This window comes from Vibrio sp. NFR, from assembly GCF_027587095.1.
GTDB classification, from domain to species: Bacteria; Pseudomonadota; Gammaproteobacteria; order Enterobacterales; family Vibrionaceae; genus Vibrio; species Vibrio harveyi.
Genome location: NZ_JAPPTN010000001.1, coordinates 414,386 through 438,047, shown reverse-complemented (window position 1 = coordinate 438,047; position 23,662 = coordinate 414,386). Strand labels below are relative to the sequence as shown.

The 23,662-nt window shown below is 46.5% G+C and carries 16 protein-coding genes and 1 pseudogene; 9 read left to right on the top strand and 8 right to left on the bottom strand.

Going from position 1 to position 23,662, the window contains the following annotated elements:
• The first annotated feature begins 32 nt into the window (after nt 1–32).
• The 4 genes and pseudogenes from OH463_RS01975 to OH463_RS01960 all read left to right on the top strand — a co-directional run.
• A complete protein-coding gene (locus OH463_RS01975; protein ID WP_005450857.1) occupies nt 33–752 on the top strand; it encodes a FadR/GntR family transcriptional regulator in 720 nt (239 codons plus the stop codon).
• A 177-nt stretch (nt 753–929) separates the two neighbouring features.
• Nucleotides 930–2,792 (top strand): putative nucleotidyltransferase substrate binding domain-containing protein, encoded by a 1,863-nt coding sequence (locus OH463_RS01970; RefSeq protein WP_049535736.1) that lies wholly within the window; start codon nt 930–932, stop codon nt 2,790–2,792.
• Nucleotides 2,792–3,508 (top strand): 3'-5' exonuclease, encoded by a 717-nt coding sequence (locus tag OH463_RS01965; protein ID WP_047513402.1) that lies wholly within the window; start codon nt 2,792–2,794, stop codon nt 3,506–3,508. Before OH463_RS01970 ends, OH463_RS01965 begins: the two co-directional genes overlap by 1 nt.
• Nucleotides 3,509–3,526: 18 nt before the next feature.
• Nucleotides 3,527–3,673, top strand: a pseudogene (locus tag OH463_RS01960) (DMT family transporter); the annotation flags it as partial.
• 149 nt (nt 3,674–3,822) lie between these two features.
• Here OH463_RS01960 and OH463_RS01955 read toward each other — a convergent pair.
• Together OH463_RS01955 and OH463_RS01950 are read right to left on the bottom strand one after the other, a co-directional pair.
• Nucleotides 3,823–4,539 (bottom strand): oligogalacturonate-specific porin KdgM family protein, encoded by a 717-nt coding sequence (locus tag OH463_RS01955; protein WP_005450860.1) that lies wholly within the window; start codon nt 4,537–4,539, stop codon nt 3,823–3,825.
• Between the two features lie 69 nt (nt 4,540–4,608).
• The gene (locus OH463_RS01950; protein ID WP_005450861.1) at nt 4,609–5,868 is read right to left on the bottom strand and encodes an alginate lyase family protein; all 1,260 of its coding nucleotides are present in this window, start codon (nt 5,866–5,868) and stop codon (nt 4,609–4,611) included.
• 1,414 nt (nt 5,869–7,282) lie between these two features.
• Between OH463_RS01950 and OH463_RS01945 the strand changes: the two genes are divergently transcribed.
• From OH463_RS01945 to OH463_RS01930, 4 genes are all read left to right on the top strand, one after another.
• Nucleotides 7,283–9,061, top strand: a complete 1,779-nt coding sequence (locus tag OH463_RS01945; RefSeq protein WP_005450862.1) for a sodium:solute symporter family protein — start codon at nt 7,283–7,285, stop codon at nt 9,059–9,061.
• Nucleotides 9,062–9,126: 65 nt separating this feature from the next.
• On the top strand, nt 9,127–10,743 hold the full coding sequence (locus OH463_RS01940; protein WP_269990381.1) for a polysaccharide lyase 6 family protein: 1,617 nt from the start codon (nt 9,127–9,129) through the stop codon (nt 10,741–10,743).
• Between the two features lie 179 nt (nt 10,744–10,922).
• On the top strand, nt 10,923–11,879 hold the full coding sequence (locus OH463_RS01935) for an AEC family transporter (protein ID WP_009698219.1): 957 nt from the start codon (nt 10,923–10,925) through the stop codon (nt 11,877–11,879).
• An 87-nt stretch (nt 11,880–11,966) separates the two neighbouring features.
• Nucleotides 11,967–12,776: a fumarylacetoacetate hydrolase family protein gene (locus tag OH463_RS01930; RefSeq protein ID WP_017819114.1), complete on the top strand. Its 810-nt coding sequence runs from the start codon at nt 11,967–11,969 to the stop codon at nt 12,774–12,776.
• Between the two features lie 64 nt (nt 12,777–12,840).
• Here the strand turns inward: OH463_RS01930 and OH463_RS01925 are convergent, their stop codons facing one another.
• The 3 genes from OH463_RS01925 to OH463_RS01915 all read right to left on the bottom strand — a co-directional run bounded on the left by OH463_RS01925 (nt 12,841) and on the right by OH463_RS01915 (nt 16,337).
• Entirely contained in the window at nt 12,841–13,542 is a 702-nt protein-coding gene (locus OH463_RS01925; protein WP_239923842.1) for a DUF1028 domain-containing protein, read from the bottom strand.
• Nucleotides 13,543–13,564: 22 nt separating this feature from the next.
• On the bottom strand, nt 13,565–14,956 hold the full coding sequence (locus OH463_RS01920) for a YfcC family protein (protein WP_009698222.1): 1,392 nt from the start codon (nt 14,954–14,956) through the stop codon (nt 13,565–13,567).
• Nucleotides 14,957–15,089: 133 nt separating this feature from the next.
• Nucleotides 15,090–16,337, bottom strand: coding sequence for a M20 family metallo-hydrolase (locus tag OH463_RS01915; protein WP_269990378.1), 1,248 nt, complete (start codon nt 16,335–16,337; stop codon nt 15,090–15,092).
• A gap of 517 nt (nt 16,338–16,854) precedes the next feature.
• On the opposite strand from OH463_RS01915, the gene OH463_RS01910 reads away from it, so the two are divergent.
• Nucleotides 16,855–17,601: a FadR/GntR family transcriptional regulator gene (locus OH463_RS01910; protein ID WP_050935199.1), complete on the top strand. Its 747-nt coding sequence runs from the start codon at nt 16,855–16,857 to the stop codon at nt 17,599–17,601.
• 28 nt (nt 17,602–17,629) lie between these two features.
• Here OH463_RS01910 and OH463_RS01905 read toward each other — a convergent pair whose 3' ends face one another.
• The 3 genes from OH463_RS01905 to OH463_RS01895 form a co-directional block, all read right to left on the bottom strand.
• On the bottom strand, nt 17,630–18,082 hold the full coding sequence (locus tag OH463_RS01905) for a MarR family winged helix-turn-helix transcriptional regulator (protein ID WP_005446725.1): 453 nt from the start codon (nt 18,080–18,082) through the stop codon (nt 17,630–17,632).
• A 1,166-nt stretch (nt 18,083–19,248) separates the two neighbouring features.
• Nucleotides 19,249–22,410 carry an efflux RND transporter permease subunit gene (locus OH463_RS01900; RefSeq protein WP_017188233.1) on the bottom strand — a complete coding sequence of 1,054 codons (3,162 nt, stop codon included), beginning with the start codon at nt 22,408–22,410 and terminating at the stop codon, nt 19,249–19,251.
• A 2-nt stretch (nt 22,411–22,412) separates the two neighbouring features.
• Nucleotides 22,413–23,549 carry an efflux RND transporter periplasmic adaptor subunit gene (locus OH463_RS01895; RefSeq protein ID WP_017188234.1) on the bottom strand — a complete coding sequence of 379 codons (1,137 nt, stop codon included), beginning with the start codon at nt 23,547–23,549 and terminating at the stop codon, nt 22,413–22,415.
• Nucleotides 23,550–23,662 lie beyond the last annotated feature (113 nt).

Sequence of the window (23,662 nt, the reverse complement as noted above, 5' to 3'; positions counted from 1 at the left end):
AATAATACATATTTAGCAATTAAGTGAAGATTATGTCTGGCGAATTTCATTCTATCTCAGGCTCGAAGCGAAGCCTTCATGTGCAAGTTGCACGTGAAATCGCTCGTGGCATTTTGTCTGGTAAGCTCCCTCAAGGTTCTATCCTACCCGGTGAAATGGTTCTTTGTGAGCAATTTGGCATTAGCCGCACCGCATTACGTGAAGCAGTAAAATTGCTGACGTCGAAGGGTCTGTTAGAGTCTCGTCCTAAAGTTGGTACGCGTGTTATCAACCGCGCTTACTGGAACTTTTTGGATCCTCAATTAATTGAATGGATGGACGGACTTGCTGACACTGACCAATTCTGTAGTCAGTTCCTAGGTTTACGCCGAGCTATCGAACCGGAAGCCTGTGCACTCGCAGCTATCCACGCGACAGCAGAGCAACGAATTGAATTATCGGAAACTTTCCAACAAATGGTTGAAGTGGCAGAAGCCGAAGAATTTGACCAAGCACGTTGGATGGAAGTCGATACCCGTTTCCACAGCCTAATCTTCAATGCGACAGGTAACGATTTCTACCTCCCGTTTGGCAATATTCTGACGACCATGTTCGTGAACTTCATTGCCCACTCTTCGGAAGAAGGTAGCACGTGTATCAAAGAACACCGCCAAATTTACGATGCAATCATGGCAGGTAACCCGGATAAGGCTCGCCAAGCTTCGGCAAACCACCTACTCGATTCAAAACACCGCCTGACCGCAGTCAACTAAAGCACTTTCAAGATCTGACATTAAAAAGCACGCCCTAGCGCGTGCTTTTTTGTCTACTCTTTCCTTCTTATCCTCTCAGAATCCCTTCGACCTTCACAAAAATTTTCCTAATCAATGATACTTTGCATGGTTTTAGATATATAATAATACAAATTAAATCATCTAATGTGCCGTGTTATGACTGAATCTCTGCTGCCAAACATCTTGCAATTTATTGGGCAAATCGACCCATTCGACAAAATTCCAAAACCGGCTTTGCGTGAACTCGCATCGCACGTGCAGATTACTTACCTTGGCAAAGGTGAAGTCATTGACCAATGCGTGACCGGGCAAGAGAAATCACTCTATATCATCCGCACAGGCTCCATGGAACAAAGAAAGTCTGATGGTGTACTGCGCGCGAAACTGGGTCCTGAAGACATTTTCGGTTTTACTTTTCTTGGTAGGCAAATAGACAGCAATAAGGGCTATCGAGCCATCGCTATCGAGAACTCGCTGGTGTACGTAATTCCTAATTCTGCTCTCAAAAAATTGTTTGAATCGCATCCTGAATGTGCGGAGCATTTTGCTTCACAGGCACAGGTTCGTTTGAAATCAGCACTGGATGTCGTTTGGTCCAACAAAGAGAAAGGTTTGTTCATTCGCCGAGTTGGTGAAGTCGCCAGTGGTCGCGTTGCTGTAGTGACAGCCGACCAGTCGATTCAAGCCGTTGCCAACGAAATGCTAACTAAGTGCTCGCCTTGTGCCGTGGTTTATGAGAATGACAAAATCGTCGGTTTAATTACCGACCGCGATATGACCAAGCGTGTTATCGCGCAAGGGGTAAGTACCGACAGCCCTATTTCAGAGGTCATGACGCACGATCCACAGACCATCAAACCGGATGACCTAGTTTTACACGCTGCATCTATGATGATGCAACACAATATCCGCAATCTACCGCTGGTCGAGAGCAATAAGGTCGTAGGTGTTCTTACTACGACTCACCTTGTACAAAATCACCGCGTACAAGCGATCTTCTTAATCGAAAAAATCAAATATGCGGGCAGCGTAAAATCACTGTCGAGCTTCACACCAGAGCGCCAAGCTATCTTTGAAGCTCTGGTTGATGGGCACGTTTCACCGGAAGTCATCGGTAAAGTGATGACGATGATCATGGACGCTTACACGCGCCGCTTGATTCAAATCGCGATTGATAAACTTGGACCTCCACCATGTAAGTTCTCATGGATTGTGGCAGGTTCGCACGCTCGCAACGAAGTCCATATGCTGTCGGATCAAGACAGTGCGATTGTCCTTGCTGACCACGCGACGGAGAATGACCGAATTTACTTCAAGCATCTTGCTATGATCGTCAGTAACGGCCTTGCGAGTTGTGATTATCCTTTGTGTCCTGGCAAATTTATGGCCGCAACGCCAAAGTGGTGCCAACCTTTGAGTGTCTGGAAGAAGTACTACAAGAAATGGGTTGCCAACCCAGAGTACGAACGTTTACTGAACATCAGTGTGTTCTTGGAAATTCGTACCCTTTATGGCAATAAAGATTACGAAAGTATCTTGCGAGATGAACTGCACACCAACATTCGCAGTAACCGTGAATTCCTTTCCATGCTGGTGAATGATGCGGTAAACACGAACCCTCCGCTTGGCATCTTCAACAGTTTAGTCTTGGAGAAATCCGGCGAGAATAAGAAGACGCTAGACGTGAAAAAGTACGCCATCAACCTAATCATTGATTTGGCGCGCATTTACGGTTTAGCAGTTGAGTGTGATTTAACCGCGACCGACGAGCGCTTCAAAGCCGCCAATGAAGCGGGTGTATTGAGTGAAGATGCGTACAAGAACATCCTGAACGCGTACCAGTTCATCTTATCGTTCCGTTTTGGTCATCAGTTAGAGGCGCTTAAACGCGGTGAAGAGCCAAATAACCACATCGACCCAAACACGTTCGGTAGCTTTGAACGCCAACACCTGAAAGACGCCTTCCGTATTATTGCGGATTTGCAAGAAGCCGCGAAAGTGCGCTTTGGGAGCCGTTAATGAAGCGGATCTTAGACCACTTTCATCCTTGCTCACGCCTGAATCGAAAGCGTGAGCAATACGCGAAGCAAACAACAATGCCAGAGCACATCAAAGCGTTGGTTCAAACGCCATATTTGGACGCCACGCAATTCGCTCAGGATGCCAGCTATATTGTATTGGATTTGGAAACGACAGGATTAGACAGCGAAGAAGATTTGATTTTATCAATCGGCTGGGTCGACATTGTTCATGGCAAAGTAGATCTTGCCACCAGTCAGCACATGTACATTAATAGCGATTCGCAAATCAAGCCAGAAACTGCCGTGATCAACCATATTACGCCGCAAATGCTGTCTGAAGGCGTTTCTATCCATGATGCAATGCGTGCATTCTTCTGCGCAGCCAAAGGCAAGATTTTAGTCGCTCACGCTTGTGTCGTCGAAACTCAGTTCATCAATCAGTATCTTCAGCGCGTATTTAAACTCAGCGAGCCGCCCTTGGTTTGGCTCGACACTATGTGCATTGAAAAGCACTTACAAAAAGCGATCAATCCTCGTGACGAAATTGATGTCACCCTGTCAGGCACTCGCGCTCGTTATGGCTTGCCTGAGTACAACGGACATAATGCGTTAGCGGACGCGGTCGCGACAGCAGAGTTGTTGTTGGCACAAAAAACTCGAATTACACCTCAAGGAAAAACTACCATCGGTACCCTTTATCGATTGAGTCTCTAGCTCACTATACATTCGAATATGAAAAAATCTGACGTATCTAGCGCCAGCTTCCTTTTGGTGACGGCGAACTTGGTTGCGTCTCTTTCGAACGTGTCACTCAAAATGCTCAATGGCGAAGTTCCCACTTTTCAATACGTCTTTATTTGCCAGTTAATCCGACAAGTTACCAATCTAAGTGGATTAAACATAGATCATGCAGACGTTTTTAGGTTCATGTTGATATGCTCTTGTACTGTAATCATGCGAAAGCCATACAAAAATAGCCCGCTTCGGGGCGGGCTATTGGAAAGACTCTAAATTTGTATTCGCTTGGATTAGAAGCTGTACGTGACACCAACACGGCTACGTAGCTGGCGCGATGAGCTGTCATCACAAGAGCTGTTACACTGAACGTTGCCGAACTCAACGTATGGACGCCAATCCCAACCTTTCTCTTTGTAACCCACTTTTAGGTTGTAATCCCACTCGTATTTACCGTCACGGTTGCCAAGCTTCCACTCATTACTGAAGAAATCTTCTTTGTAGTTCGCTTCAAAGCCAAATTGCCATGCGTTCCAGTTGTAATCGATATTACCTGTGATCTTGCCTGCGTTTAGTGAATCATGTTGCTGACCATCTAAGCCCGTTGAAGTTTTACCCGATGCGTAGTTGCGGAATTCGTGACGGTAGCGAAGCTTCGTTGTGATACCAGAATCGAATTTGTATTGAACGCGAACCTGAGGTTTGTATGTTACGGCTTCATCACCAAACGTAATTGGCATCGAAGTAGTAATACGCCAGTGGTCATCCAATTTGAAGTGGTAACCATATTCAAACTCACTGTCACCGCGCTGAAGTTCACTTAGGTTGCCTGTGTGCTTCATTTCAACGCCGTAGTAATGATTGCCAGTGCTACCACTGATCTTAATACGACCTGCCCATTGTTCTGAATCGTGTTTGTATTCTTCACGGAAGTCTAGTGATGCGGCTGAAATACTGCCTGCAAAAAGGGTGGTCGCGATCGCTAAAGCAATTTGTTTTTTAGATGTCATAGTAGTGTTCCACTGTAGATAAATAGTTTTTCAAAGTGGCGACGCATTACACGCCGCCCTTCTAGGGTTTTATTGTTTTGGATAAAGCAATTCGATATCGCGCTGAGCCCAAACTTCTGCCAAATTCTTCTTCACTGTGAATTGGCTAAAGTCGGTTTCTGTTGCCAGTTTCACCCATTCAGGTTTCTCCATCGCCACACCTGCTTTTAGGTAAATTGGTGTCATGCGTTCTACTCGGCGTGGATTGTCTTTTGCGGTGTATGGCCAGTCAGACGCTGGATCTTGATAAGTCGCCATTAGCTGAATACCTTGTGCTAACGAGCCACCTTTCTTGTTTTGGTAGTGCCAGAGGTCGATGCCCACTTTGTCACCGATTTGAGCGATGCCGACCAATGGATCTAAGCTGAAGTAGTGGTAGTGGTAAGCACGAGTGCGTTCGATTTCATGAGGTTGAGAACCGTCTTTTTCAAACTGAGTGTCTACACGCATCTTGCCCTTTTGAACCATCTGTTTTGCTAGAGGCTCATTACCTAAGAAGTAAGCAATACTCGCGACTTGGAAGTCATACCAAGTGCCGTGGTTGTTCGCCGCTGCCGCTTCGCCTTTCGGACCACCTGATAAGTCATCAACAATCAACCAATCTAAGTACTCGCCGTACCATTGTGTGATTTGCTGTTCGTCTTTATCCGTCCAAGCTGGAGAAAGCGATAGGATGGCAATGGAATCCAGCATGCGATCTGCCAGCGTACGTGTATCAATGATGCCGCCACGACGTCCTTCTGCTCGTCCAGGAACACCCTGCCCGTAATTCACGTTCGGGTTCATCTTGGTTTCGTCATTCATAAACCAAGTGCGAACATACTCAATACCTTGGTTTGCGTATTTCTCGTCTTGACTGAAGTAATAAGCCAATGCAAGTGCACGAACAGAGCGCGTGAAATGACCTATGCGTTTAGAATCTGTTTCCGCCGTTTTCGAAGCTGGGTTAGTTTTGCCATCATGGCGGACCCAAGGAAGACCATCTTCTTTGGATTCATCTGGCCACCAGTAAGGGCTTATACTCATGTAATCGTTTTTGCTACCGCTTGGTGGAGTCATGCCTTTCGCGGTAACCGTGAACGGGCCATCTTTCATTGCCAGTTCTGCTTCTTCAATCAGACGATCGTACGCGTCTTTCATTGAATCGCTCGCTTTATCTGACTGTAAAACAGCGCGATTTTGTTCAAGCGTTGCTTCATCAAGAAACACAAAGTCTGCAGCAAGAGTGTTAGCACTGAAAAGAATGGTGCTGAGGCAGGTTGCTAGATGTAGAGGTCGTAGGGATTTCATTATTATCGGCCTTTATCTTGAGTTAAAATACTACAAATATAGTACCTAGCCGATGTTGAGCGATCTGTGAATTAGATCTAATTGTATGATTTATCCACATTATAAAGCTTTATTACAACTTCCACTTAATTAAATAAAATATTGATATTAAATGCATTAAGACTGTTTCACTGTTTTTAATTGTCTTAATATTTAGGGCAAAAGTGTGCTCTACCGCATATTTTTACACCAACTTAGTTTACCTTTATTTATCATACAATATAATCATTTGGAGATTTTGAGACACAGAACATAAAGTTACTGTTGACGTGTGCTTTTCGCCATGATCTTTCCTACATAGAGTCAAATTACAGGTTAAGCATCCTTGGTTTTTAGAGGTGAAATGAAGAGGGCTCGACGCAACAGAAGCGAAGATCACTTATGTAAGGCTGAGACATAAGTAGATAGAAAGGTGAGCAAGCAGCAGAAATAGCCAATAGAGGCAAAGCAAAGCGAGCAGGATGGATTCACCCGGTGAAAATTTCAACATTGAAGAATACTGTTTTGTCATCCCTACTCACTTTTGCTCAAGTTTTAATGGTCCTGAGCAGCTTGTTGTTACTCCCTACCGTTGTCGTCCTCATCGGACTTAAGTGGGTGTAGAGATTGTTCTTTTTGTCGCCACGCCCCATCTCGACCAGTGACCAGCGACCAGTTTAGGCTTGCTATTGACGGACAATAAGCCAATGAAAACGCTTTATTCGTCAGTAATCATTAATTAAGTGGAGAAAGTTAAGCGGAGATCGTTAATACCAATCGGCATAAGTAAAGCGCCGAGATCGATCAGACGAGGATGATGACTTGTGTCGATTGGTATAGTTGCTCCCATATCATAACAACACTTTACAGAGCCTAGCTTTGTTGAACTTTGCAATGATTGTCGAAGATCTTACAGCGTAACGTGCTTAGCAGCGATGAGAGATATACCCCTCGAGTATCTTTCAGCTACATCCAGAACCGCGTTTCACTGTTCTATTGCAATCCAACAGAGCTATTGGCTCAGACGGTATCAATACCGTTTTTCGCCCACGCATTACAGGCATGTCGTGGGCGTTTTTTTATCTGAAATAGTCATACAAATATAATAATACTTCCTACCTTCTTACACCGTTATACCCTTTGATATCTAAACCTAGAAATCCCACTGAACGTACCTCGTACACATCCAATTTATTGATAGATTAATGTGATGTTGTAGTAGTTTTCTTTTCCCTTTTTGAGTGCAATGTCAATATTCGATCACGATCACTTGTATGATTATTGAAATAACCCATTCCGGATCATTCGTCACGCTTTTGAGTTATTGTACTACAAATAAACAGACTGATAGTTAGTATTACCTCAAGACATTAAATAACTATCAAAAGGTCTAAAGATGGAACTCAATACCCTTATTGTAGGCATCTACTTTCTATTCTTAATTGCAATAGGTTGGATGTTCAGAACGTTTACCAGTACCACCAGTGACTACTTCCGAGGCGGCGGCAGCATGCTTTGGTGGATGGTAGGTGCAACCGCATTTATGACGCAGTTCAGTGCATGGACGTTTACTGGTGCAGCTGGTAAAGCCTATGCTGATGGCTTTGCGGTGGCCGTCATCTTCTTAGCTAACGCATTCGGTTACCTAATGAACTACCTCTACTTTGCGCCTAAGTTCCGTCAGCTACGCGTCGTGACGGTTATAGAGGCAATTCGTATGCGTTTCGGTAAGTTCAACGAGCAAGTGTTTACTTGGTCTGGCATGCCAAACAGCGTAATCTCAGCAGGTATCTGGTTGAATGGTCTGGCAATCATCGCGTCGGGCATATTCGGCTTCGATATGACCACCACAATCATAGTGACAGGTCTTGTTGTACTTGTAATGTCGGTAACGGGCGGCTCTTGGGCAGTTATCGCTTCTGACTTCATGCAGATGGTCATCATTATGGCAGTAACGGTAACCTGTGCGGTTGTGGCGATCGTTCAAGGCGGTGGCGTTACAGAGATCATCAATAATTTCCCTGTAGAAGAAGGCGCATCATTTGTTTCAGGTAACAACCTGAATTACCTAAGCATCTTCGGTATTTGGGCATTCTTTATCTTCTTTAAGCAGTTCAGTATCACCAACAACATGCTGAACTCTTACCGCTACCTTGCAGCAAAAGACTCTAAGAACGCGAAAAAAGCAGCTCTATTGGCTTGTTTATTAATGACAATGGGTCCACTAATTTGGTTCATGCCTTCTTGGTTCATTGCAGGTCAAGGTATTGACCTAGCAGCACAATACCCAGATGCAGGTTCTAAAGCTGGTGACTTCGCGTACCTTTACTTCGTACAAGAGTACATGCCAGCAGGTATGGTGGGTCTACTGATTGCCGCCATGTTTGCAGCGACCATGTCTTCTATGGACTCTGGTCTAAACCGCAACTCAGGCATCTTCGTTAAGAACTTCTACGAGCCAATCCTTCGCCCTCAAGCAACAGAAAAAGAGCTGGTGGTGGTATCTAAGCTGACCTCAACGTTCTTTGGTGTTGCCATCATATTGGTTGCTCTGTTCATCAACTCACTGAAGGGGCTAAGCCTGTTCGACACCATGATGTATGTGGGCGCGTTAATTGGCTTCCCAATGACCATCCCTGCGTTCTGCGGCTTCTTTATTAAGAAAACGCCAGACTGGGCTGGCTGGGGCACGCTAGTCATGGGTGGTATCGTCTCTTACTTTGTTGGCTTCGTCATCACAGCAGACATGGTTCAAAACTGGTTTAACCTAGAGCCGTTAACAGGTCGCGAATGGTCTGACTTGAAAGTTGCTATCGGTCTGATCGCTCACCTAGTCTTCACCGCTGGCTTCTTCATGATGTCGACATTGTTCTACAAGCCGCTTTCAGAAGAACGTCAAAAGAACGTAGACAAATTCTTCGAAAACCTAGCGACACCACTTGTATCTGAGTCTACAGAACAGAAGAAACTGGATAACAAACAACGCCGCATGCTTGGCTCACTGATTGCAGTCGCAGGTGTTGGCGTGATGACCATGTTCGTTCTGCCTAACCCAATGTGGGGACGCCTAATCTTCGTCTTCTGTGGTGTGATTGTTCTTGCTGTTGGTCTACTGCTTGTAAAAGCGGTTGACGACAAAGTAGAGCAAGCTTCAGAAACGGTTACAGAAAGCTAGATTCCTCCCTTCTCTAATTAAGCGGTCGTCTTCCGACCGCTTTCTACTTAAAAAAGATCATGACTATGAAAAAAACAATGCTTGCTGGCGTGGTTGCCGCGTCCATTTCTGCCCTAACCCTAGTAGGTTGTAACACTTCACCTTCTCAAACCACGGAAGCCGCGGCTCCCGCTGTTGTTGAAACCGCAGTGAATGACCTCACTCGCGATTACTTGCTTGCTACGGATCGCTTAAACACAGTGGATGGCAGCGCACTTCAAGCGCAATCCGCAGACACCGTGCAAGCATTGAAACAACAAATGGAGAACGCCGCAGACGGTACAACAATTACGATTCCTGCGGGTAAATACGCGGATCTTGATATCGTCACGGTAAAAGCCAACGACATTACCATCAAGGCGGAGCAACCTGGCAGCGTTTGGCTAACGGGTTTGGCTCAGCTTCGTCTTGAAGGTAACAACATCACTGTCGACGGTTTGGTGTTTACCAAAGGCGGTCCTGCTGAACGTTTCGGTGGTGTGCGTATGATGGGTAACAACAACACTTTACAAAACTCTACGTTCTACTACTTCAACCACGCTTACGAATACCAACCGGACGAACGTCGCTCGGAATACCCGAAATACTTGTGGGTTTCACTTTGGGGTAAAGATGGCAAGGTGATCAATAACCGTTTTGAAGGTAAGCAAAAGCGCGGCACTTTGATTGGTGTACAAAAAGATGACACACCAGATAACCACCTTATTGCTAACAACATTTTCTTGGACCAAAAGCCAAATCAGTTCAATGAATTCGACATCAAAGATGCGATTCGTTACAACGGCAACAGCTGGGAAGCGATTCGAATTGGTGATTCAAAATCTTCTCAGTGGGCATCAAACTCTAAGTTCACCAATAACCTACTGATTGATATGGATGGTGAACGCGAGCTGATTTCGATTAAGTCAGGTGGCAATGAAATCTCTGGCAATACTATCTTTGAAAGTGCGTCTCTGATTTCTCTTCGTCACGGTAAAGCGAACGTAGTGAAAGACAACGTGATTCTAGGTAACGAAAAACTACTTACTGGCGGTATGCGTATTTACGATGAAGACCACGTGATAGAGAACAACTACATCACTGGCACGCGTGGTCGTGATGGCAAAATTGAAGGCAATGCGGATCTACGTGGCGGCATCGTAATCAATACGGGCATCATTGATGTGGCAAACGGCGAGAAGCTCGACCAAGCAGTGAAAGGCAAAGAGCTCAACAAGCAATGGACACCAAAGAACATCACCATTCGTAACAACACCCTTGTAGATACGGAATGGGGCATTGTCTACGGCAACCAAACGCACCGTGTGAGCCTGTTCAACAACAGTGAAGTGAAAAACATTTTCGCTGGCGTAGATGTTCATTTCGATAGTAACGTGGTTGATAACCATCAGCAAAAGCAATTCGTCAGTGTACGTGCGACAGAAGAGTTACCGCTGGTCAATCCTACCTACAACAACGAAGTGTACGTTGGCACGGTGACTAACGCAGAGCAAATCGCTTCTTACTCAGTAGAACTACCGAAGAGCGAGCAAGCAAAAGGCTTTACCCAATACCAAGGCGTTGGTGCGGATACGAGCAAGCTGTCTGTAGTAACGGCAGAAACAGCTGGTCCTGATTACCTCCTTGCAAATACCCAAAAGTAATTCTGCTTTAGAGTTTGCTTCCAGTCTGGTGATACAAGCCAGACTGGTTTCCCTCTCCTTTCACCAGTAACCCCACAATAACTGAAGAAAATTTCACCACCCTACTGTCTCCCAAGATTGAGTTGTGGTTTAATTGTATGACAATTATAAAACTCTTTTCTTTTGCTGCGGATACACTCATGGATGCTGTTTTACATCAGTTGCAATTCTCGTTATCGATCACTGGTCCCATCTGCTTAATGCTGGTTTTGGGCGTTGTCTTCAAACGCATAGGACTTATCAACGACAACTTTATCGAAATCGGCTCTAAACTGGTGTTTCAGGTCACGCTGCCTGCGATGTTGTTCTTAAGTATCGTCGTCTCCGAGCACGATTTCTCCGCGGCTAGCGGCTTCGTCAATTACGGTATTGTTGCCAGCATCGCGTTTTTCATTTTCACCTATGTTTCCGTCAAGCTGTTCTTCAAATCGTCACCCGATCAAGGCGTTTTAATCCAAGGTGGCTTTCGCGCCAATACGGGCATCATCGGCATTGCGTATGTGGCGAATGCTTACGGTTCACAAGGTGTGGCGCTGGCTGCACTTTATGTTGCGGTAACCACCTTTATCTATAACGTACAAGCGGTAATTTGTTTGTCTCCAAAAGGCGCAACGTCTGGATCTCAAGCCGCCAAAATGATGGTGAGAACCTTAACTCGCAACCCGCTGATCATCGCGATCGTCTCTGGCATGGTGTTCTACCTTCTGTCGATTCCTGTTCCAGATGTAGCGATTGATGCTGGTAACTACCTATCGAAGATGACGCTTCCCCTCGCCCTCTTGTGTACCGGTGGCTCACTCGATTTAAGTTTGATGAAGAAAGAGAAAGGGCCGTCTTGGTTTGCCAGCAGCTACAAACTGGTCGTCGCCCCTATCGTGATTACCACAGGTGCATATTTAGTTGGCTTTCGAGGGATTGAGCTTGGCATTTTGTTCTTTATGAACGCTTCTCCCGTTGCGGCGGCAAGTTATGTCATGGCACGCTCTATGGGAGGTAATTCTGTCTTAGCGGCAAACATCATCGCTTTAACGACCGTACTCTCAACAATTACCTGTACATTGGGTATCGTCATTCTTAAGAGTTACAACCTAATTTAATCGGGACATAACCCCAAGTAGGAGAGATCGGCATACGCTTCCCAGCAATTAACCGATATAATGCGCTAAAAAATAAGGATTTCTATAATGAAACTCATCGCATTATGTTTGGGCGTGTGTTTAAGTGTGGTCAGCCTAACGGCAAATGCAGCTTCAACGACTTATGTTCGCTATCAGCACCTCGGGAAAATCAGTTACGGCAAGTTAGTAGAAGACTCAATCTATCCTCTTAAGGGGGACATTTTCTCCGATTCATCACTCTCACCTCGTCAAGTTTCCGTTGATGATGTCAGTCTGCTGCTTCCGACTAAGCCAGAAAAAGTGTTCATCGTTCAAGCGAAAAAACAAGCAGATAAGGCGAAGAAAAGTGATTATCAGTTTTTCTTTAAACTGCCTTCAGCGTTAATTTCTACCGGCGCTCCAATCCAAGTGCCATCTGATGCCGATAACATCGAGTATTCAAGCTCCCTCGTGGTCGTGATAGGAAAGCAAAGTAAGAACATCGATACTAAGCAAGCGTCAGCCGCTATATTTGGACTCACCGTTGGGGGCGATCTTACGGAAACAAACTGGCTGCAGCATGATGCCCATTCGCTAAGAGCAAAAAGTGCAGACGGTTTTGCCCCAATTGCGAATGAGATCGTTCGCGGACTCGATTTCACCCAGATTCATGTTTCTTCGCAAATCAACGGTAAAGCCATTAACAATGACGCCTTTGCTGAAATTACCTATTCTCCAGCAGAAATCGTGAGTGAACTCAGTCAGTATTTCACACTCAAACCGGGCGATTTAATTTACATCGACTTACCAACTCACACAGTTGAAGTGAAAGATAACGATGTCATTTCTGTTTCACTCAATGGCATCATTAAAGTTGAAAACAAAATTATGTTTTAACCAATACAAAAAAGCCGAACTGCAGTCACTGTTCGGCTTTTTATTTTGCGCGACATGAATCCTCTTACTGATTCGGCACGCCATTAAGAAACTCTTGAAAGCTCGGTGCTCGTACTCGGCTCAGTACCTTCCTCATGTCTTCCATCAAGCTGTCATCAGACCAATCGACACGAATATCGATCGGCGCATGAGTATAACTTTCTATACGAAGAGAGGCAGAATAGGTACCGCGCTTATCCCCTCCCGCTTCCAATGCGGCTTCTAGTGCAGAAATAAGCACTTCTGCTAGCGTTGCCTCATAGTTATCACGATATTGCGGTTTGCCCCCGGCTCTCACTTGCTCAGCATTGAGCACAGTCTGAGCTAGGAACGAATCTGCAAACGCCTCAATAACCGCATCACTTTCAAGCATGTTTCCGGCAACCGCCAAATCTTGAAGTGCTATAGAGCCGACGTACGCGATGTTCTCTTCGCCGTTTATAAACGCGGTATGGCCATGTTTGTCCATTACCATACATTGGCGCTTGGCGAATTCCGTATCACCTTCTTTCAAACGGTCAATCACCTCATGACAAGACAGTCCTTGAGATAACCATCGCTTGGCATTGTCTGCATACCAAGGATTGGTAAACAAACCTTGAGTTGCACAGGCGCCAATTCCACGCCAACTGTGGTTCACATAACCACCAACGGCAACGCCGCCAGTGGCTGTGATGGAAGCCGATAATCCCGTTTCAGGATTAACATGAATAAGTGAAATCGTCATAGATTCTCGATATAAAAAGACGTTAGTAGCCGACCATTTGTCCAATAAACAGCGCCAACCAACACAAGGCGTAAACAAATACCATGAATGGCATAATTGCCTTTAACCACTGCTCGTAAGAGACGCGACCCAGCGCCAACATGGCTAGCGTACCACCAGAAGTTGGTACAATAAGGTTGGTAAGACCATCACCAACTTGAAATGCAGTGATCATAAGCTGACGGCTCATGCCAGTAAGATCTGCAACAGGAATTAGGATCGGCATGGTCACCATCGCTTGACCAGAACCCGATGGCACAAATAGGTTGATCACACCTTGCACCACACTTGCGACAATCGCAGAGATAGCAATCGGCATATCTTGGATAAGTGAGCTTAGCGCGTTAACGATGGTATCGATGATTTGCGCTTGGTCGAGAATGATTTGAATCGACGCCGCAACACCAATCACCAATGCACCTGCGGTTACACCCGATGCACCTTCCATCATTTGCTTCACAATGCCATTCGCACTTAAACCGTTCACCGCACCGATCACAATCGCCATCAATAAGAACAAGCCTGCGATCTCGTTGATGTACCAACCATTGGCAAATACGCCGTAGAGCATCACTCCTAGGCCCGCTAGGAATACGCCCAGCGTCAGTTTGTCTTTCTTCTCTAGGTGGTATTCTGAAAGATCTTTACTTAAGCCCTCTGCTGAATCTGGCTCTTTAAACTCCATCTTAGCCACACGAGTACAGATGTAGTAAGACAGCAATGCAAGAGAGGAAATTACCATCGCTGCACGCAACCAAGCGCCCGAGAAAGTAGGCAGTTCAGCAATACCTTGAGCCACACCTACGGTATAAGGGTTGATTGGTGACAGTGCAAAGCCTACACCGATACCGCCCACTGCCATTACCGTACCAACAAGGCTGGAGTAACCAACCGCAGCAGAAATCAGAACCGCAACCGGAACGAGTGCGATGTTGTTCTCAAAGCCTACCGCCACGCCAAAGAAACCGTAGATAAAGGTGCCGATTGTGATGATCAGATTACGGTTCTTCACGCCGGCTTTGTTTACCGCCACACCAATCGCGTTCTCAAGCGCACCAGTGCGTTGCAAGATGTGGAACAAACCACCTGCAATAAATACGATGAACAGGTAAGGTGCCGCGCTGATCAAACCTTTCGGAATCGCGACAAAAATGTCAAAGAAATGCACCGCAGGTACATCACTCAGATAAGCAAATGAGTTAGGGACAACGGTAGTACGACCGTCCACCACAACACGTGAGAACTCCCCGGCAGGCACAACAAAAGTCAGTAGATACGTTGCCACCAAAATCATAAAGATCAGGACCATTGGGTCCGGCATACTCTTGTACCAAGCCTTCTTCTCTGTTGTCTCCATCTTTTTTGTCATATCCATAACAAAATCTCTCCTTAGTATAGGAATGAAAACCCATTGGTATGAGCCTTCACGTTCACAAGCTAAAACCAAGTCTTGGTTTTGAAAGTAAAAAAGAGGATGAACCCCCACCCTCTCTTGTGTTATTTCGCTTTTATTGGTGTTTCATCAGCATGCAGAAATGGTTCAGAACCTCGACTGCTGCTACTAGGTCTTGTTGTAAAATCGCTTCATCAGGATGATGGCTAACCCCGCCCGTACAACGCATAAACAACATCGCAATATCCGTCAGCTCACACACAGCCAGACCATCATGACCCGCGCCACTGAATAGATGTTTGGTGTCAATATTGGATAGTGCGATCGCTTGAGTAAGTGCCGAAGAAAGTGAATCAGAACAGGTGACAGCAGCTTGCTCATAAGTTTGTTCGTGGTGATACGCGAGGTTGTATTGCGCCATCAAGGTTTGAATGTTCTCCAGCATTTCTTTTCGTGCGGCAATGCGAGAGGCATCATTTGGAGAGCGCAGTTCGATAGTGATGTCCGTCTGCTGAGGAATCACATTCACACCATTTGGGAAGTTGGCGATTTTACCTACGACGCCCACTAGGTCGTCTTCACGTTTGCACAGTTGGTCAAACATATGAATGACCTGAGCTGCCCCAACTAGCGCATCTTGACGCATGTCCATTGGCACTGTGCCTGCGTGTCCGGCTTTGCCAACAATCGACAAAGTATGACGCTCAATCCCAGTGATGGCAGTAACCACACCGACCGGCAAGTTCGCTTGTTCAAGCTGTGGCCCTTGCTCAATATGCAGTTCCACAAAGCCCAACACCTCTTCTTTGTCGTAAGCGTCTTTTCCGATCTGATCTGGATGGCAACCAAACGACGTTAACGCTTCACGCATGGTCACGCCGTGGGCATCTCGCGCATCCAGCACACTTGGGTCAAACGTCCCAGATATCGCTTTTGAGCCAAGCAGTGTCGATTGGAATCGAGTGCCCTCTTCATCGCTAAAGGCAATCACATCAATATTGAATGGGAATTCGAATTTCTGTTGATGAAAATAGTGAATCAACGCAACTGGTAGAATCACACCCAAAATGCCATCGTATTTACCACCATTTGGCACCGTGTCTTGGTGAGAGCCAAAAATCAGTGTCTGGGCATTTGGATTTGGGCTATGGTAGCGACCAATAAGATTTGCAGCATTGTCCATGCGCACTTCCATACCAGACAGCAACATCCACTCACGCAGTTTTTCATTCGCGTTTGCGTGCTCTTCACTGGCACACAAGCGAGTAACACCTTCGCTATCTGGGTCTTGGGTTTGGCTGCATTGAGCAATATCTTCCAACCACTCCCACGCTAGGCTGGCAGTTTCTACAAATTTTTCCATCTTGAATCGCTCTTTTTCTAACCATGTTCATTTTTAATTTATCATGATAAATATCAAATGAAAGACATTTATCATGATAAATAGACTTTTTTGTGAGAGCGATTCGATCGATAATCGGATGGTTTCATAATCAACAACCCGTACTTTTTCCAAAAAAAGAAACGTAGAAAACAGGTGACATCCTTTGAATTTCCTTCAGAATTCAATAGGGTCTGTTAACCTTTCGTGCTGATTTTTTCAGCGAATTGTTGGGTGTTTATACAAGGCAGAGACTTTGATGTGTAGTTAGCCTACATGAGCAGTCGATAACAAAGTAGAAATGGCCAACAAACGCTGCCCAAAGGGTTCGGGCTAGGCGCCCCCGCAAAATCGTTTTATGCTTTGTTAAGGAGTATTTGCTTAGAGTGACTAGGCGGCACACTCCTTGCCTCGCCTAAAACGACTTTATCTCGAACAAAATTTAACCACGAAAGATCAACAGACCCTAGATACCGCGAGAAAAACCAGCGAGGATAATGTGGCAAGCAGCGCAAAAGGACGTAGAACTCAACAATTAGCCGAATCGATCAAAGCATGGATTGTCGATCAAGCTTTACAACCCGGCGATCGTCTCCCAAGCGAAATTGACGTGATGGAAACTTTTGATGCGTCAAAAAGCACAGTACGTGAAAGCATGCGTATCTTAGAGGCTCAAGGTATTCTCTCGACCAAGACTGGGCCAAAAGGCGGTGTGTTTGTTAGCGAAATGAGTGAGAACAAAGCTCAGGCACTACTGAGTAACTACCTGTTCTTCAAAGACGTTTCAATTTCTGATCTGTACCAGATCCGCTTATCTCTGGAACCAGAGATCGCAGCATCATTGGCGGGCACATTGACCGATGAGCAACTTGCTCGTCTCGATCAGCAGATCGATAAGTACCAGACGCCACCGGAAGATGTGTATCAAGAGCGCGAACACCACATTGCATCGATTGAGTTTCACAGCCTCTTAGCGAGCTATTCTGGCAACGAGCTGCTGAAGTTTGTGGTTCGCTTTACTGCGCAAATGCTTACCGAGCTAACGATTTATCGCAAACTGTATGAACCGGGCAACCACAAGCTGTGGCAAACGGGTGTGCAAAGCCAACGTGCACTGGTTGAAGCATTGCGTAAAAGTGACGCATCAAAAGCCAAGCAAGTGATGGAACAACACATGCTGACCGCGCATCAATTGATGAAGAAACAAGAAGCTGAAGTGGCGAACCGTTTTCTCACAGAAAGCTAATTGGCTCGCCATCGTTTGAAATGCTGAATTAAGCGTGATTGGCTAAGGTCATTTTACGCACCAAACGGAAGAATTCATCGGATTCTTCTTCCGTCAGGCAAGAGAAGAAATCTTGCTTGAGGTTAGTCATGATGCGGTGCACTTTGCGTACCGCTTCTACCCCTTCTTTTGTGAGTGTTAGAATCTTTAATCTCTGATTGGTTTCGCTCTTAGAGACTTGTACAAAGCCACGCTTTTCTAAGTTGTCCACCATGCGTTTTGCGACACTTCGCTCTGTTAGTACCGCATCCGCCAATTCTTGCTGACTCATCGGTTGAAACTCTTCCAACGCGGCCAAGGCACTCGCCATTTCCAACGTCATCAAGTTCTGACGCGATAACTCTGCTTGTGCACGATTACGGAATGTTCGATGCATCACACCACACACAAACATTGGGCTTTGATCCAACACGGATATCGGAGAAATCTTCTGATCTTTCATATTGCCTGTTCTACTTTCGGCTTTTTTTCAATTGGATAGTCTGGTGTTTGCAAGAGATTCCCGACTGCGCTCCTTCGTCGCTTTCGGGAATGACGAGAAACATAACCGAGAGAGCAACACCCCGTCATTCCGACGAGCCTAAGCGAGATCAGGAATCTAATTGCCGCACGCTCTTGGCTCAATATTTCTCATCAAGCCACAATACTCGGTAAGCAGATTCTAAATCACACTCGTCCCTCGCTATTCAGAATGACGAGAAACATAACCGAGAGAGCAACATCCCGTCATTCCGACGAGCCTAGGCGAGATCAGGAATCTAATTGCCGCACGCTCTTGGCTCAATATTTCTCATCAAGCCACAGCACTCGGTGAGCAGATTCTGAATCACACTCGTCCCTCGCTGTTCAGAATGACGAGAAACATAACCGAGAGAGCAACACCCCGTCATTCCGACGAGCCTAAACGAGATCAGGAATCTAACGGCCACACGCTCTCACTCAATATTTCACATCAAGTCACAGCACTCGGTGAGCAGATTCTGAATCACGCTCGTCCCTCGCTGTTCAGAATGACGAGAAACATAACCGAGAGAGCAACACCCCGTCATTCCGACGAGCCTAAACGAGATCAGGAATCTAACGGCCACACGCTCTCACTAAATATTTCACATCAAGTCACAGCACTCGGTGAGCAGATTCTGAATCACGCTCGTCCCTCGCTGTTCAGAATGACGAGAAACGTAACCGAGAGAGCAACATCCCGTCATTCCGACGAGCCTAAGCGAGATCAGGAATCTAACGGCCACACGCTCTTGGCTCAATATTTCTCATCAAGCCACAGCACTCGGTGAGCAGATTATGAATCATGCTCGTCCCTCGCAGTTCAGAATGACGAGAAACATAACCGAGAGAGCAACACCCCGTCATTCCGACGAGCCTAGGCGAGATCAGGAATCTAATTGCCACACGCTCTCACTCAATATTTCACGTCAAGCTAAGGCTCTCGGTGAGCAAATTCTGAATCACGCTCGTTCCTCGCTGTTCAGAATGACGTAAAAATTAAACTTAAAACCCAAACTATCCAATTGAATCCAAAAATAAAGGACGCCGAAGCGCCCTTTTCTGTACTTATTAGCAATAGTATAACTTAGTCTTTAGCGCTAAGTCCTACTCTTGGCTTGCCGTTGGCTGTGAAGTAGATTCCACTTGCTCTTTTTGAGCCTCTTTTCTTGCGCGGCGGTCGAACAAACGCTCAACCACAACGAAGAACACAGGCACGAAGAAGATACCAAGCAAGGTCGCACTTACCATACCACCAAGTACACCCGTACCTACCGCGTTCTGACCCGCAGAGCCTACGCCCGCACTGATCGCTAGTGGCACTACACCAAGACCAAACGCAAGCGAGGTCATGATGATAGGACGAAGACGAACACGTACCGCGTGCAGCGTTGCTTCAATCAAGCCTGCGCCTTTCTCGTAGTATTCCTTGGCAAATTCGACGATAAGGATCGCGTTCTTCGTTGCCAGACCAACAGTGGTCAACAAGCTAACTTGGAAGAATACGTCGTTATCCATACCGCGAGTCATTACTGCAAGTACCGCACCTAGCACACCTAGAGGCACTACAAGCACAACCGCGAATGGTACTGACCAGCTCTCGTACAGTGCTGCTAGTACAAGGAAGACAACCAGAATCGACAGCGCGTAAAGCATTGGCGCTTGGTTACCAGACAGACGTTCCTCGTAAGAGATACCGTTCCAGTTCACCGTAAAGCCAGGAGGCAGTTTTTCTACCATGGCTTCGATTTCTGCCATCGCTTCACCAGTACTTACGCCTGGAGCCGCGCCACCTTGGATGTTCATCGCTGGTAGACCGTTAAAGCGTTGCAATAGCGGAGAACCGTAAGTCCACTCGCCCGTTGCGAATGCCGAGAATGGCACCATTTCACCCTGTGAGTTACGCACGTACCATGAGTCGAAGTCTTTCGGCTGCATGCGGTGTTCAGCATCACTTTGCACCATTACCTTTTTCACGCGTCCGCGGTCGATGTAATCGTTGATGTACGCACCACCCCATGCCGAAGCTAGGATTTGGTTTACATCGTTAATGCTCACATCAAGCGCTCGCAATTTCACGTGGTCGATATGCACTTGGTACATCGGTGCATCTGCCTGACCGTTTGGACGCACACCCACCAGTTTCGGGTTTTGTGCTGCCATACCTAGGATTTGGTATTGAGCCGCTACAAGCGCTTCATGACCGTTACCGGTTGAGTCTTGTAGATAGAAGTCGAAACCGGTCGCGTTACCCAACTCTTGAATCGCCGGTGGCGCAAATGCAAACACCATTGCTTCTTTAATGGTTGAGAAGTACCCCATCGCACGACCTGTTAGCGAAGCCGCATCCGAACCCGGTGCTTCACGTTCTGACCAATCTTTCAGACCGATAAACGCCATACCCATGTTCTGACCTTGACCCGCGAAGCTGAAGCCCGCAACCGAGAAGACAGATTTAACATTGTCTTTCTCTTCTTCAAGGAAGTAGTTACGGACTTTTTCTAGTGTCTTTTCAGTCTGCTCTTGAGTCGAGTTCGGTGGCAAAATTGCCATTGAGAACACGGTACCTTGGTCTTCATCCGGTAGGAACGACGTCGGTAGGTTCATGAACAACCAACCTGCGCCGGCACTCATTGCCGCGAATACCAACAGCATACGACCAGTGCGTTTCAGCATTTTCGCTACGCCCGCTTCGTAACCCGCCGTTGCTGCATCAAACTTACGGTTGAACCAGCCAAAGAAGCCTTTCTTATCCGAAAATTCTGCATCGCCTTTCTTCAGTAAACTCGCACAAAGTGCCGGAGTAAGAATGATCGCCACCAATACCGATAGCGTCATCGCCGCTACGATGGTGATAGAGAACTGACGGTAGATAACACCAGTTGAGCCAGACATGAACGCCATCGGTACGAATACCGCAGACAGCGTCAAACCAACACCCACGAGTGCGCCAGTGATCTGCCCCATTGACTTCTTCGTTGCTTCTTTTGGATCGAGACCGTCTTCGTGCATTACACGTTCCACGTTCTCTACCACAACGATCGCATCGTCCACCAGCAAGCCGATTGCCAGAACCATCGCAAACATGGTTAAGGTGTTAACACTAAAGCCTGTCGCGTAAAGGATCGCAAACGTACCCAGCAATACCACTGGAACCGCAATCGTTGGGATGATCGTCGCACGGAAGTTCTGCAAGAACAGGTACATGATCAAGAATACCAACACGATCGCTTCAAGCAGTGTCTTGATTACCTCTTTGATCGACGCATCAACGAATGGCGTTGTCTCAAACGGGTAAGCGATCTTCAAGCCATCAGGGAAAGTCGCACTTAGCTGACCAAGACGTTCTTTTACTGCTTCTGCCGTTTCTAGCGCGTTCGCACCAGTACCAAGCGAGATACCAAGACCTGCCGCTGGGAAACCGTTGTACTGACCTTTGATGTCGTAGCTTTCTGCGCCGCGCTCAACACGTGCCACGTCTTTCAGGTAAACGTTTGAGCCGTTCGCTTCTGATTTCAGAATGATGTTTCTGAATTCAGCCACGCTGGTTAAACGGCTTGCTGAAGAAATGGTTGCGTTAAGCAACTGACCTTTTTGCGCAGGCGCTGCACCCAACTGACCAGAAGAAACCTGTGCGTTCTGTTCACGAATAGCGTTCGCGACGTCGATTGCAGTAAGGTTGAACTGAGTCAGTTTGAATGGGTCTAGCCAAACACGCATTGCGTATTGAGAACCAAACGCTTGCACTTGACCTACGCCCGTTACACGGCTGATCGGATCTTGAATATTAGTAACAACAAAGTCACCGATGTCGTTTTCTGTAAAGTCCGGGTCTTCAGAGTAAACCGCCACAACCATCAAGAATGAGGTGTTAGATTTGTTTACAACGATACCTTGGCTTTGTACTTCCATCGGAAGAGATGTCATCGCCAATTGCAGTTTATTCTGCACCTGAACTTGCGCGATATCTGGATCGGCTTCGCTATCAAAGGTCAGCGTGATGGTGGCATTACCAAACGCATCACTGCTTGAGTTTAGGTAGCGCAGGTAGTCCAGACCCGTCATGTTTTGCTCGATAACCTGAGTTACTGAGTCTTCTACGGTTTTCGCAGAAGCACCAGGGTAACGAGCACTGATTGAGATCGTGGTAGGTGAAATCGTTGGATATTGAGAAACTGGCAAGTTGAACAAAGACATTACGCCCGCCAACATAGTCAGAATCGCAAGTACCCAAGCAAATACCGGACGATCGATAAAGAATCGTGCCATGATTAAGCCTGCTCACCTGATTGAATAGTTACTGGATTACCCGGTTGGATCATCTGTAGACCGGTTGTGATGACTTTATCACCCACTTTCAGACCGTCAGTAATACGCCACTGGTTACCAATAGACTCCGCCGTTGTTACCGGAGTTATTGTTACCTTGTTGTCCGCACCCACTGTCATTACTGAGGCTTTGCCCGTTGCGTCACGCGTAACTGTGTTCTGCGGGATAAGAATCGCCACTGGGTCCACACCTACTGTTACCGTTGCGCGCACAAACATACCCGGTAGCAATAAGCCATCTGGGTTCGCGAATTCTGCACGTAGCGTTACGCTGCCAGTACTTTCATCTACATTCACTTCGGTAAACTTCATAATACCTTTATGCGCATACGTCGAACCGTCTTCAAGCGTTAGTGTTACTTGAGCGGATTCGTCTTTTTGCAAGTGACCTTGTGACATCGCTGCTTTCAAACGGAGTAGCTGAGCAGAAGATTGCACGATATCAACATTGATTGGGTCTAGCTGTTGGATAGTCGTTAGCGTCGCCGCTTGGTTTGCCGTTACTAGCGCACCCGCCGTTACGTTAGACTTGCTGATCACACCGCTGATTGGCGCTTTCACTTGTGCGTAAGAAAGATTGATCTTCGCTGTATTGATCTTCGCTTTCGCTACCAACACTTGCGCTTTCGCTTCTTTGTACGCTGCTTCTGCTTCATCGAGATCTTGTTGGCTGATCGATTTCTTCGTAATCAACGCGCGGTAACGACGAACTGTTGAGTACGTCGATTCTTCCGAAGCTTGAGCACGGATCAATTCCGCTTCTGCACTTAATAGGTCTGCTTGGAACGTAGAATCGTCGATCTGGTAAAGCGATTGACCTTTCTCAACCACACCACCCTCTTCAAAATTGCGCTCAGAAATAATACCCGTTACCTGTGGGCGAACTTCTGCCTCTTTAAACGCTCGGCTACGACCAGGCAATTCTACCGTTAACGCTTGGCGAACCGGTTCAACCGTCATTACCGTCACTTCTGGTGTCGGCGCTGGACCACCTTGTGCTTGTCCTTCTTGGCTCTGTTCACACCCGACCAATAATAGGCTCGACGCAATCAAGAGCGATAGCGTGGTTCTACGTGTCATGAAAATTCTCTCTTCCTAACTAAAAAACGTGACTCAATAAAAAGTCAGCAAATATTAGTCGGGATGATAATTACTCAATGTTGTACATACAACAAAATTTACCGCTCTTTACG